The organism is Williamwhitmania taraxaci (assembly GCF_900096565.1).
In the GTDB taxonomy this organism is placed as follows: domain Bacteria; phylum Bacteroidota; class Bacteroidia; order Bacteroidales; family Williamwhitmaniaceae; genus Williamwhitmania; species Williamwhitmania taraxaci.
On the sequence record NZ_FMYP01000090.1, the window covers coordinates 1 to 11,961 of the forward strand.

12 protein-coding genes and 1 tRNA gene are annotated in these 11,961 nt (G+C 41.0%); 12 read left to right on the plus strand and 1 reads right to left on the minus strand.

Annotated elements, in window-relative coordinates; all coding sequences use genetic code 11:
- The first annotated feature begins 47 nt into the window (after positions 1-47).
- The 12 genes from BLS65_RS15870 to BLS65_RS15925 all read left to right on the plus strand — a co-directional run bounded on the left by BLS65_RS15870 (position 48) and on the right by BLS65_RS15925 (position 11,035).
- A tRNA-Ser gene (locus BLS65_RS15870) sits at positions 48-135 on the plus strand.
- A gap of 88 nt (positions 136-223) precedes the next feature.
- Entirely contained in the window at positions 224-1,021 is a 798-nt protein-coding gene (locus BLS65_RS15875) for a MotA/TolQ/ExbB proton channel family protein (protein ID WP_092440770.1), read from the plus strand.
- Between the two features lie 6 nt (positions 1,022-1,027).
- Positions 1,028-1,435, plus strand: a complete 408-nt coding sequence (locus BLS65_RS15880; RefSeq protein ID WP_092440772.1) for a hypothetical protein — start codon at positions 1,028-1,030, stop codon at positions 1,433-1,435.
- 56 nt (positions 1,436-1,491) lie between these two features.
- Complete coding sequence (locus tag BLS65_RS15885) at positions 1,492-2,058, plus strand: ExbD/TolR family protein (protein ID WP_092440774.1); 567 nt, start codon at positions 1,492-1,494, stop codon at positions 2,056-2,058.
- Between the two features lie 2 nt (positions 2,059-2,060).
- Positions 2,061-2,534 carry an ExbD/TolR family protein gene (locus BLS65_RS15890; protein ID WP_092440776.1) on the plus strand — a complete coding sequence of 158 codons (474 nt, stop codon included), beginning with the start codon at positions 2,061-2,063 and terminating at the stop codon, positions 2,532-2,534.
- A 168-nt stretch (positions 2,535-2,702) separates the two neighbouring features.
- Entirely contained in the window at positions 2,703-4,100 is a 1,398-nt protein-coding gene (locus BLS65_RS15895) for an alkaline phosphatase (protein WP_092440778.1), read from the plus strand.
- 534 nt (positions 4,101-4,634) lie between these two features.
- Entirely contained in the window at positions 4,635-5,972 is a 1,338-nt protein-coding gene (locus BLS65_RS15900) for a hypothetical protein (RefSeq protein ID WP_125869913.1), read from the plus strand.
- 157 nt (positions 5,973-6,129) lie between these two features.
- Positions 6,130-6,654: a hypothetical protein gene (locus BLS65_RS15905; protein ID WP_212590577.1), complete on the plus strand. Its 525-nt coding sequence runs from the start codon at positions 6,130-6,132 to the stop codon at positions 6,652-6,654.
- 200 nt (positions 6,655-6,854) lie between these two features.
- On the plus strand, positions 6,855-7,838 hold the full coding sequence (locus tag BLS65_RS15910; RefSeq protein ID WP_092440793.1) for a DUF6175 family protein: 984 nt from the start codon (positions 6,855-6,857) through the stop codon (positions 7,836-7,838).
- Positions 7,839-7,869: 31 nt separating this feature from the next.
- Positions 7,870-8,817 carry a hypothetical protein gene (locus tag BLS65_RS15915; RefSeq protein ID WP_092440782.1) on the plus strand — a complete coding sequence of 316 codons (948 nt, stop codon included), beginning with the start codon at positions 7,870-7,872 and terminating at the stop codon, positions 8,815-8,817.
- 79 nt (positions 8,818-8,896) lie between these two features.
- The gene (locus BLS65_RS15920; protein ID WP_092440784.1) at positions 8,897-9,487 is read left to right on the plus strand and encodes a hypothetical protein; all 591 of its coding nucleotides are present in this window, start codon (positions 8,897-8,899) and stop codon (positions 9,485-9,487) included.
- A gap of 255 nt (positions 9,488-9,742) precedes the next feature.
- The gene (locus tag BLS65_RS15925) at positions 9,743-11,035 is read left to right on the plus strand and encodes a hypothetical protein (RefSeq protein WP_092440786.1); all 1,293 of its coding nucleotides are present in this window, start codon (positions 9,743-9,745) and stop codon (positions 11,033-11,035) included.
- A 75-nt stretch (positions 11,036-11,110) separates the two neighbouring features.
- Here BLS65_RS15925 and BLS65_RS15930 read toward each other — a convergent pair whose 3' ends face one another.
- A complete protein-coding gene (locus BLS65_RS15930) occupies positions 11,111-11,497 on the minus strand; it encodes a DUF1987 domain-containing protein (protein WP_170830169.1) in 387 nt (128 codons plus the stop codon).
- Positions 11,498-11,961 lie beyond the last annotated feature (464 nt).

Sequence of the window (11,961 nt, forward strand, 5' to 3'; positions counted from 1 at the left end):
TTAAAAAAAAAAATTGTAATTTGCACACCTAAAAAATTGTGAAATCAGGAGAGGTGGCCGAGTGGTCTATGGCGCACGCCTGGAAAGTGTGTATATGCCACAAGCGTATCGCGGGTTCGAATCCCGCCCTCTCCGCGCTTGTTAAGCAATATTGGTTTGAAAGAAGTAGCATTAATTTTAACTAAAGAGAACGCAAACGTTTAAAACTAAACATCAACAAAACATGAAAAAACTATTTGGATTAGTAGCACTTCTGGGAATGCTTTCTTTCGGAGCAGTTTCCTCCTATGCACAGGGCGAAGCAGCTCAGACTGACACTACTGTAGCTACCGAGCAGGTAGATACCGCAGCAGTTGCTGCAGCACCCGCTGCACCTGAAGCAGAGACATCTATGCATCAGCAAATTAAGATGAAGTTTATCGAAGGTGGTGTACCTTGGATGACTCCAATTCTTCTTTGCTTTGTTCTTGGTTTGGCTCTTGCTATCGAAAGAATTATTTACCTTAACATGGCTACCAGCAACACCAAGAAACTTCTTGCCAAAATCGAAGAAGCTCTGAACAACGGTGGAGTAGAAGCTGCTAAGGAAATTTGCCGCAATACTCGTGGTCCTGTTGCCAGCATCTTCTATCAAGGTTTGGACAGAATGGGCGAAGGTCTCGACGTGGTTGAGAAATCTGTGGTTTCTTACGGTTCAGTACAAATGGGTCGTATGGAAAGCGGTCTTACCTGGATCTCCCTTTTCATCGCAATTGCTCCTATGTTAGGATTCTTGGGAACTGTAATTGGTATGATTGGTGCTTTTGACCAAATCCAAGCAGCTGGAGACATTAGCCCTGCATTGGTTGCTGGAGGTATCAAGGTTGCTCTTATTACTACCGTAGGTGGTCTTATTGTAGCTATGATTCTTCAAGTATTCTACAACTACCTCGTGTCAAAGATCGATTCCCTAGTAAACGACATGGAAGATTCTTCCATTACCCTTATTGACATCCTTGCAAAATACAATCTTAAAAAATAGTCAGACATGTCAGATAAATTTATTGCTGTCATAAAATATGTTCTGCTGGGATTATCTGCAATTGTGCCTGTCCTTTTTCTTTTGGATATCGTCGACCTAGAGGTGTTTTTAGGTTTAGGTTATGTCTTATTTGGATTGGCTGTTGCTCTTATGGTAATATTTCCAATAGTTAACATTATTGTAAACCCAACCAATGCCAAGAAATCGCTCATGGGTTTTCTCGGTCTGGTTGCCTTCTTCGTCGTGGCATATTTTATGTCGTCGACAGAGGCGTTACCCTTCTCGATCCCAAACCCTGACAATGTTCCAGGTGTTCTGAGATTTGTTGATACCAGCGTTATTTCTCTATACCTCCTCTCCATTATGGCTGTGGGAAGTATTGTTTACACTGAGGTTAGGGATCTTTTCCGCTAATTCTCAACGAGGGGGTTGTTGCCCCATCGTTTAACCTGATTAACTTATCTACAAATATGGCAAGAAAAGTTCAGGAGATTAATGCTGGTTCAATGGCTGACATCGCGTTCTTGTTGCTCATCTTCTTCTTGATGGCAACTACTATGAACGTGGATTCTGGCCTATCGCGCATGTTACCACCAATGCCTACCGATGTACAGGTGAAAGGTCCTGACGTTAAGCAAAGAAACGTATTTATCGTTTTGGTAAACAAGTTCGATATGTTGCTGGTAAATGGACAGCCTATGGACGTTCATATGCTCCGTGATAAAACAAAAGAGTTCGTTCTCAACCCCAACGACGATCCAAATCTTTCTGAAAAGAAGATGGATAATATTGAAGGGCTTGGAGAGTGGCCTGTATCCAAGGGCGTGGTTTCGCTTCAAAACGATAGGGGAACCAGCTACAAGATGTACATGACTGTGCAAAATGAACTGGTAGCAGCCTACAACGAACTTCGCGACAATTTGGCTTCGGAAAAATTTGGTAAGAAGTATGACAAACTTACTGCAGAGGAGCAAACCATCGTGAAGGATGTATTCCCTCAGCGTATATCTGAGGCTGAACCTAAAGACGTAAAATAGCTATGGCAAAGTTTAGAAAAGAAGGTTCAAAAGAAACCCCAGCGGTATCTACCGCTTCTCTTCCTGACATTGTGTTCATGTTGCTATTCTTCTTCATGGTAAGTACCTCCATGCGTGAAGTGTCGCTTATGGTAAGTTTAAAGTTACCTGATGCAACTGAAGTAACAAAGTTAGAAAAGAAGTCGCTGGTAAGCTATGTATACATTGGCCCCCCTACAAAGCAGTTTGTTGGGCTTTATGGAACAGAGCCTCGGATTCAGTTAAATGATGTATTTAAGAGCATGACCGACATTCGAGATTTTGTGGCCTCTGAGCGCGACAAACTCAATGAAAACGATCAGGCATTCTTAACTGTGTCTATGAAAATTGATTCTGACACCAGAATGGGAATTGTTACCGATCTAAAGCAGGAGTTGCGTAAAGCATCTGCACTTAAGGTTAGTTATGCTTCTCATAAAACGGATAAAATGCAGTAGTCATTTACACTATAATATTAAAGAGGTGCTCGCAAGGCACCTCTTTTTTTTATTCTGGAGTAAGGCTTACTATCATTAAAGGTTGAGTAATTCGCAATTGGATTATCGAAATCCTGTGCGTAACATATCTCGGTTTATGTTTCTATCTTTGAAAAAAAAACAAATACAATGAGAAGGGTATTATTATTTGCAATTGGTCTGCTTCTTTGCAGTTTTACGTGGGCTCAAAAGGAGACCCCACCAAAATATATCTTCTTTTTTATTGGAGATGGGATGGGTATTTCTCAGGTTAATAGTGCCGAAGTTTACCTTCAAACTACTACAAAGAGTAACGCAAGGTTAAGTTTTACCACGTTTCCTGAAGTTGGATTTGCCACTACATTCGCTGCAAATCGTTATATTACTTGTTCTGCTGCTGCTGGTACCGCACTAGCAACTGGGAGCAAAACCAATATTAATTATATTGGCATAAATCCGCAGAAAGATACTTTAATTTCGTTTGCTTCAGAACTCAAAAACAGGGGTTTTGCCGTTGGAATAATTACAAGTGTTAGCGTTGACCATGCAACGCCCGCTTGCTTTTATGCCCATGTTGACGATCGCAATAAATATTATGAAATTGGAACCCATCTTACAAAGTCGGGATTCGACTTCTTTGCCGGTTCAACCTTACTCCGCCCAAGTGGTCCAAAAGGTGATTTATATGCCATGGCTAAAAAATCGGGATATAAAATATTTTTAGGACCCAATAAAATTGACTCTATTCGTGTTTCCAAAGGGCCTGCTGTTTGGCTAGCCACTGCCGACTCGTCAATGAGTTCGCTTACCTCCGAAATTGATAGGGGCGTTGACGATATTACCCTTCCTCAGTTTACTAAAGCCGCGATAGCCAAACTTGAGAAGCAGGGTAGTTTCTTTTTGATGGCTGAGGGAGGTAAGATAGACTGGTCGTGCCACTCCAACGACGCCGCCGGTGCTATTCATGAAGTGCTTGATTTCTCCAGTGCCATTGAAGTTGCTCTTGAATTCTACAAAAAACATCCTGATCAAACACTAATCGTTGTAACCGCCGACCACGAAACTGGTGGTTTTTCATTGGGAAATAATGCCAATCATTATGATTCCTACATTCATCGGTTATCAGGGCAAAAAATGTCGTATGATTTGCTGGTAAACATTATGGAGAAAGAGGTTTTCTCCCAACCCGATGCTGCTTCTGGTTTCGAAAAAGCATTAGAGATATTAAAGGTTCAAACTGCACTTGGTGATTCCACAAAAGGTTTGAAACTAGTAAATGCAGATATTGAAAACCTTCGAAATGCCTATAATGAGACACTAAAAGGCCGGACGAATCCAAAACCAATGTATTCTAAGTCGTCCAAATTTATTGCAACGGCCATAGGGTTGTTAAATAAAAAGGCAGGTATTGGTTGGACTAGCGGATCACACACAGGACTGCCGGTTCCTGTTTTTGCGATAGGTTGTGGGGCAAATCGCTTTAGTTCTTTTATGGACAATACTGATATCCCCAAAAACATACTACAGCTTACTATTCCGAAACGATAAAATAGAAGGAGGTCCACACGCGACCTCCTTCTTTTTTATTATACCGTTTAAGATTTAATTGTAAATCTCCTGTTTTTTTCGTTTATCGACCATGTGGTTATGTTTTACTATTGATCCTTGCACCGTTTCTCTGTTTTTTTCAGAATAGGAAGAGGCCGGTACTATGGTCGATACAATTCTATTTTGGATGAGGATTGACCATACTTTGTGAGAGATGACTGCCGATAAGTCATTATTTTTCGCACTATAATTGCTTATATACCTTGTACATTAGTATCCGACAATTTATTTTGTGTAAGTGGTGATGGTTTGTATTTGCAAAATGGTGTATCTTTAAATACTCAAAAGGAATGACTCACTTTTGCGAACAGATGTTGGCATTGATTATGATAAAGAACTTTGATTCGAAGTTTTTTATTGAGTTGGATCTACTTTAACTTACGGCATCCGTGATGAGCAGAGAAAGTAATCGAGTAACAAAAGTCATTTGAAAATAACGAAGACCCTAAATTTTAAAACCTAAAACGATTCAAGATGAGGACAAGACTGCTGTTTTTTACACTAATTGGCTGTTTGATTTTACCTAGCGTAATGGCCCAGTCTGTTGCGAAGGATGATAAGAAAATGCAAAATGCGAAGTATCGTAGGAGTTCTATTTACACGTTAATGCTCGATGATGCAGGTTTGGTAAAGGCCGATACTATAAAGCGAAGTTTTGAAAGTGCCCCAATTCCCAACAAATTCGATGACCATACACTGGCTATACGTTCATTTAGACCAGCTGATTATCCACTAACAGAGGCAGAAAAGCAGACGAAGAAGGATAATGGTGTTCAATCATATGGAAAGGGTCTTCTATCAAATACAACTGGTGGCCTTGTTGATACTACAAACACAAAGGACTTGCCTCAGATTATTCAAAAGTTTTTTCGCACAAACCAAATACCGCAGCAGTTGATTGCCAAATGGTTCAATCGTGACGAAAATGGCAATTTGAACATGAATCGCATTGCTGAACGAGGACAGTATGATGCTACCGAAATGCAAGCAAGTATAGCTAAGTCTTCCGCTCGTGGATCAGCGTTACTATCGGATGCAGGAGAGGAGTTAATTGGGAATACCTTTGTAGTTATTACTCGTTTCAAATATGTTAGTAAGGAAGAGATAATGGGCGCTGCTAAACGTGGGTTATCGCTGCTTAATAAATATGGTGGACAATATGGGCAACTCGCTGCCCAAGTTGGCAGCGTTGCTGCCGATGTGGCCTCAAAAGGATATGTAATTCAAGCGAACTCCTATCTTTATAAGTTGACATGGAATGACTCCATCTCCTCTATTTTCTACCAAAACTATTGGATGGATGCGAATAGCAATTCACCCGAACGAAAAGCCGCTTTTGACACTACAAGCCTCTTTAGTCTTGAATTAGTTGGTGTTGATAAAGCTTGGGCCGATGTTCAGTCTTCCATTTTTTCTAAAAAAAGCGAAGAGGAATTGGTTCGTATTGCCACCGTTAAGTCCATTGATGCCGTGATTGCAAAACTTCAGAAAGAACATGACGTCTTCAAAACCAAGACGCCACTATTTGATGTGACTCCTCTTTCTGCCAAAATAGGACTTAAGGAGGGAATTGAAAAGGGCGATAAATACGAAGTTTTGGAACAGACTATGAACGACCTTGGAAAGACAAAATATGTAAGAAAAGGGGTTATAAAGGTTGATGAGCAAATTTGGGATAATCGTTATATGGCAGGAGAAGAACTACCTACCGATTCTACCAGCAATGTGGTTTCCATCCCGAAGGTTGATCGTACATTATTTAAAGGCGGTAGCAACTACTACCCAGGAATGCTAATACGGCAGATTAAATAACGAAGGTAATGATCATTTTTGAGTTTGCTCTGGGATTCTATAGATCTAGATTTCGATTAATGAAGTGCTGAAAATTTCAGCCGACTACAATCGGACAAACTCAACTATGTATTTCTTAATTCACAATATTTCTTTTTTTGAACTTTAAAAAATTTAGATGATGAGAAAGTTTCTTATTTCAGGCAGTTTAATTTGTGCCATGGTTATTTCTCTTTTCAATACCACATCGGCACAAGCTCGGAAGAAAGCCAATAAGGATACCGAAAATTTCAGGTATGAGATTGAGGCTGTAAATACCGGAACGCAAGGAACCTACCTAATAAAGGTGTGGTCCTACTCAAAGAAGCCCAACATAGCCATCGAGCAGGCTAAGAAAAACGCTATTCATGGGGTTATTTTCAAAGGATTTGTTGGGAAGCAAGGAGTTCCTGGTCAGAAGGCGTTAGCCTCCAGCCCCGAGGTTGCCGATGAAAAATCCGATTTCTTTGATCCTTTTTTTAGCAATGGCGGTGACTATTTAAAGTACGTCAACGTGGCTGGTGATGGTACCATTGCTGCCGAGGATAGAATGAAGGTAGGTAAAGAGTATAAGATGGGCGTTATCGTTTCCGTTGATGTTGCCTCACTCAGAAAAGCCATGGAGAAGGCGGGTATCATTAAGAGCCTTGACTCTGGATTTTAGATCATTTTTTTTCGTTAACTTCCTTTATTTCATCTAGGAAAACTCATTCTTGAGGACAATTTCTTATTTTTGAATTATTAAGGAAAACAAGTTTTCGGAGATTAATTCAGACTTTTACTACAATTTAAATCATGCTTGCTTTCGTTCTTACTATCAATGAGAGCAGCATTCAAAGGTGTTTTATTCAAAAAAATATAATTATGGGCAAGAAAATTGGAACGTTTGCACTTCTTCTAATAATCGTGTTAGGCTTCGCACTTTCCGGCTTTTCGCAAGCAAAAAAACCAACCATTATGGTTGTTCCTAGTGATGTATGGTGCAACAAGAACGGCTACATGCTGGAATTCGATAACCAAGGAGCCAAGGTTAAGGTTGCAGACTACAAGGCAGCACTGCAGGACAACGCTGACCTGTTGTTGGTTATAAGCAAGATTAACGAGCTTATGGCGTCACGCGGATTCCCTCTTAAGAACTTAGAATCTGCACTCAAGTCGTTGGAAAACGAGAGTGCCGAATCTGCTATGCTCTCCAGTAAAACTGGAGCTGGAGTTGTGGAAAGTCCTATCGATAAGTTAAAAAAGGTTGCAAAGGCTGATATTTGGCTGCAAGTAACATGGGTTGCAAACCAAACCGGACCTAAAAAATCGGTTACATTTAACTTGCAAGGGCTAGATGCTTACAGCGACAAGCAGGTTGCAGGTGCTTCTGGTACCGGACAACCTTCCTTCTCGGCCGAGTTACCTGTATTGCTCGAGGAGGCTGTTTTATCGCATATCGACAACTTTAACGTTCAACTTCAGTCCCACTTCGACGATATGTTTGCTAACGGTCGTGAGGTAAAGATGCTGGTGAAATTGTTTGACAGCTCTGCGGATGACCTCGAAACGGAATATACCGTAAATGGAGAGACACTTGAACTCGTTGATGCAATTGACAAATGGCTTGACGATAACTGCAAAGGTGGGCGTTATAGCCGTAGCGATGCAACTGCTACCATGGCTCGCTACGAGCAGGTTCGGATCCCTATGACTAAGGTTGATGCCAATGGTAAGGAGAGAGCAATTGATACCCGTAATTTTGTTTCTGATTTGCGGAAGTATCTTTCCGGAGCTCCGTTTAACCTTACCAGCAAGGTATACCAGCGCGGATTAGGAGAGGCTTGGTTGATTATTGGTGAGAAATAGTAATTGATTTTGAGTAACTAAAAGAGATACTATGAAGAAGTTAGTTATTGCGGCTGCCTTATTGCTTGTTAGTTCAACATTTTCGTTTGCCCAAAATTCTTTGGGTAAATCCGATGATGCAGAGCGACTCGCTATTGCAGCGGTTGTTCCCGATGGCGCTGGTGATATCCCAGAGGGTGCCAAGAGCATGTTGATGAACAAAATGCGCCAGATTGCCACTCAGAACGGCCTTGGGGCATCTGAGTTTGGAACCCGGTTTGCTTTAGTTCCAGCTGTAAGTGTGCTTACGAAGGACATTACCCCTACAGCTCCACCGCAACAGGTGGTTACCCTAGAAATTATCTTCTATGTTGTTGATGCTGTTGGGCAGACCATCTTTAGCCAAACTTCGGTGCAATTCAAAGGTGTTGGACAAACCGAGGATAAGGCCTACATTATGGCTATTAAGAATATCAGTCCTAAAATGGGTCAATTTAAAGGCCTCATTGAAAAGGGGAAGGAAAAGATCATTGAGTATTACAACTCTCAGTGCGATGTAATTCTTAAGGGTGCTCAAGCACTTGCTGCACAACGTAAGTATGAGGAGGCAATTTTTAACCTTATTGCCGTTCCCGATGTTTGCCGCGAATGCTACGATAAGAGCATGAACCTTTCGGCTGAGATATACAAGCAGTATGAGGATTACACTTGCGGCAAGAATCTTGCAGCAGCAAAAGCGGCTTGGGCAAATCTTGATAGCGATAAGGCGGCAGAAAGTCTAGGCCTCATTGATCCAGAAGCAAAGTGCTATGCCGATGCTCAGCAACTTGCCGATCAAATCCAGAAAAAACTTCTTGAGGATGGCAAGGTTTGGGATTTCAAGGTAAAGAAATACGACGATGCCACAAGCATGGAAAAACAAAAACTGGAAAATATCCACGACATTGGGGTTGCTGCTGCCAGTAACTATTACGCAAAGTGGGATTGGCTTTACAAGTAAAACTCTATCGTTTAATAATTAGTTAACCACAAAGTCGATTTCTTTTGTATTTTTACTTAACCAAATTAATATTTGTGCTATGAAAAACAGTTTAGTTAGAAATCTAGGATTAGCTTTTATAGCTGTTTCGCTTGTCTCTTTCTCTTCTTGTAAGTCTCATAAGGACGTTATTAAACCAACTGACGAGATGAAGGAAGTAGTTACCCCATGCGGTGACGAAGAATTCCACAGCGATGCTAAATTCTTCCGCGGATCGGGTATTGGTAATAGCCAAGATCAAGCAACTGCTAAGAGTAAAGCGAACTTAGACGCTGCAAGGAATCTTGCTGCTTCTATCAATAGAACTTTGAAATCGGTTACCGATCGTTACACCAATGAGCGTCAAATTGGTGAGAACAGCGAGTTCGAGCAAAAGTTTGAGGACATGACCAGAGACGTTGTGAATCAAGAGATGAACAATGTATCTACTGTTTGTGCTAAGACCTACCAAGATCCTAAGGACAAGAAGTATAAGGTTTACATGGCTCTTGAGGTTGCGAAGGACGAACTTCTTAATAACATTAAGGACAAAATCTCTAAGGATCAAAAACTTCAACTTGACTATGACAAGCAGAAGTTTGAAAACATCTTCAACGAAGAAATGGAAAAACTTTCCAATGAAAGAAAGTAATTCGATAGCATAGTTAAGAACTCAGCTACCCTTTATGGGTTGGCTGAGTTTTTTTTTAATTCTTCAAAACATCGCTGGTTTTCTTCTCGGAATGCATTGAAAATATAATACCGCATGGGAGTTAGTAATCTTCCCTTTTCTGCATGGAGGAGCAGAGAATAGAACTAGTAAAGCATAAGTAGGTTCGTCCAAGGTTCTTCAACGTGGATTATACTTACAGCATATAATGATCAACGATCTTAAAACTATTTACCGATGAAGAAGATTATATGTGCAGCATTGCTCATCCTTTCTGGATTTGGTGCATTTGCTCAACCAAAAGTGGTAGATAAAAGCGGGCGAAAACCAGATTGGGTAAATGGATTGGAGAAGGAATTTATTATTGTTGTTGGTTCCGGTTCCACCATTGATATGGCTCAGAACAGCGCTTTGATGCTCATTAAGCAAAACATTGTTCTCTCTGTGGCCGATAATGTGAAGGCAAAAAGTGAATTAAAAAAGGAGGAGAGTAGCTATAACAACTCCGTGTCCACCTTTCTCGAAAAATATACCTCTCAGGTTAGTAGCGAATCGGGAAAAGTCTCTTACCTACAGGGTGTTTCTCTGTCCAATGCCAGCGAATACTACTGGGAAAAGCAATACGACAAAAGCAATAAGCAGACCAAATACTACTACCATATTAAGTACCCTTTCTCTGAATTTGAGATGAAGAAGTTGGTGAGCGACTTCAGGATGCGCGACCGCGAAATGACGGAGAACCTCGATAGGTTGGAGGCTGAGGCTGAAATCGTAACTTCAATTGAAGAGATGGAGAAGAATCTTTCTGAGTTAAAAACCCTCCAAGAGGCGTTTATTGATGCTCGGAAAGATAAAGTAAACATGGTAATGGCTCGTTATCAAAGTATTTTACAGTCTGTAGAACTTGTAGAGGTTGATAATAGTATTGGCAGCCTTAAGTTTACGTTGAGGCTCGGCAATCGCACCATCTCAACAGTTAAGAAACCTCTGGTAAAGTCGGACTGCGCTCGTATTAACGGAACAAAAAATAACGTTTCCGACTGGGAGATCAGTTACGATTACGATAACTGTTACGAAGATCCGGAGAACAATATCCTGGTCTCCTATCGGTTTGGGAATGCCAATGTAAGCAAGAAATTCTTCTTCGACGTTGCCGCCAAGAAGGCTAAGATGTATGTGAGCGAAGCAGTTCGGTTTACTAAAGTCGACGAGGATGCTGATAATATTCTATCGTCCAGCTGCAGCCTTACCCTTATATTCAAGTATGATGCACCCATTATTATCGAGAAGGTAACTCTCGAACTACAAGGTGTTGCCCCAATGATTTTCGAGGGAATTAATCAATCGTTTAGCGGCAAGGGAAACCATGATCTAAAGTTAAATATCGCAACTCCTCTGCCCAAAATGGTGACTACCGCTACCGGAAAGTCGAATCCGGTGCTTTCGGGAACCATTCAGTATAAGAACCAAACATCGGGTGAGAGTTTAACATACCGACTCTATAACCAAAAATATTCCACTAATTGGTAATAATAAAGGGGGCGTAAGCCCCCTTTATTGTATCGTAAAATCACCGTATGCGTAAACTCCATTCGGTCTTTTGTATCAATCTTCTTCGGGTATTACAATAAGTTCTACCGGTACTGTTGTATTCTCGGCAAAATCGTGACCAGCATCGCGCATATCCATGTCTTCCTCTGTGTAGGTCCATTTTACTCGAACTACATTCCCTTTTTGCTTGAGTAGTTCAAGTTTTTTGAATATGTGGAAGAACATTTTTGATGAAGGAGTATTGTAGTAACTCATCTTGAAGTAAACCACTGTTTCCTGGTTGGGATTAGCGATGTATTCATCCAACCACTCAAATAGCGGACTGAAAAACTCCTTAGCATCCTCGGGTATTGAGTTTCCGGAGAATTCGAACCTTCCTGTCGCTTTGTCGAGAGTGATATCCGGGTATTGAGAAGTCCCTTTTAAGAAAATGCTGTTCATAGTCGTAAGATTTGCCTTATAAAGGTATGAAAAAAAACGGAATGTAGTGCAACTCTTTATGGAAGGTGGGCATAGTTTTATAATTTGTATCGAAATCAGTGGTAATGGATTGTTTGGAAACTTAGATAAAACGGTCGAAGTTGTGCCACCCATTTCGGTTCAAGTTGTGCCAGGCGTTTCGGTCGAAGTTGTGCCACTTTTTTAGGTGCATTTAGGCTATTGTTTCGGTCGAAGTTGCGCCACCCGTTTCGACGCAAATTGCGCCATTGAGCCATTGAAAGGAATGATTTCTATCTTATCGCTGAAACTTAAATCAGGGATATGGCCGCAAAGAAGATAGATATCATGGATGTACGACAATTAATTCAGTTAAAAATCAAAGGAGAAAGCAACCGCAGCTGTTCTTCAAGTTTAGCCATACACCGCAATACGGTAAATTACTATGTCCGACAGCTGAAAGCAAC

Bases quoted from the DNA above. Each gene is read 5' to 3' on its own strand.
- BLS65_RS15895 (WP_092440778.1), top strand. From the start codon at position 2,703: ATGAGAAGGGTATTATTATTTGCAATTGGTCTGCTTCTTTGCAGTTTT.
- BLS65_RS15890 (WP_092440776.1), top strand. From the start codon at position 2,061: ATGGCAAAGTTTAGAAAAGAAGGTTCAAAAGAAACCCCAGCGGTATCT.
- BLS65_RS15920 (WP_092440784.1), top strand. From the start codon at position 8,897: ATGAAAAACAGTTTAGTTAGAAATCTAGGATTAGCTTTTATAGCTGTT.
- BLS65_RS15900 (WP_125869913.1), top strand. From the start codon at position 4,635: ATGAGGACAAGACTGCTGTTTTTTACACTAATTGGCTGTTTGATTTTA.
- BLS65_RS15930 (WP_170830169.1), bottom strand. From the start codon at position 11,497: ATGAACAGCATTTTCTTAAAAGGGACTTCTCAATACCCGGATATCACT.
- BLS65_RS15885 (WP_092440774.1), top strand. From the start codon at position 1,492: ATGGCAAGAAAAGTTCAGGAGATTAATGCTGGTTCAATGGCTGACATC.
- BLS65_RS15915 (WP_092440782.1), top strand. From the start codon at position 7,870: ATGAAGAAGTTAGTTATTGCGGCTGCCTTATTGCTTGTTAGTTCAACA.
- BLS65_RS15875 (WP_092440770.1), top strand. From the start codon at position 224: ATGAAAAAACTATTTGGATTAGTAGCACTTCTGGGAATGCTTTCTTTC.
- BLS65_RS15905 (WP_212590577.1), top strand. From the start codon at position 6,130: ATGATGAGAAAGTTTCTTATTTCAGGCAGTTTAATTTGTGCCATGGTT.
- BLS65_RS15910 (WP_092440793.1), top strand. From the start codon at position 6,855: ATGGGCAAGAAAATTGGAACGTTTGCACTTCTTCTAATAATCGTGTTA.
- BLS65_RS15880 (WP_092440772.1), top strand. From the start codon at position 1,028: ATGTCAGATAAATTTATTGCTGTCATAAAATATGTTCTGCTGGGATTA.
- BLS65_RS15925 (WP_092440786.1), top strand. From the start codon at position 9,743: ATGAAGAAGATTATATGTGCAGCATTGCTCATCCTTTCTGGATTTGGT.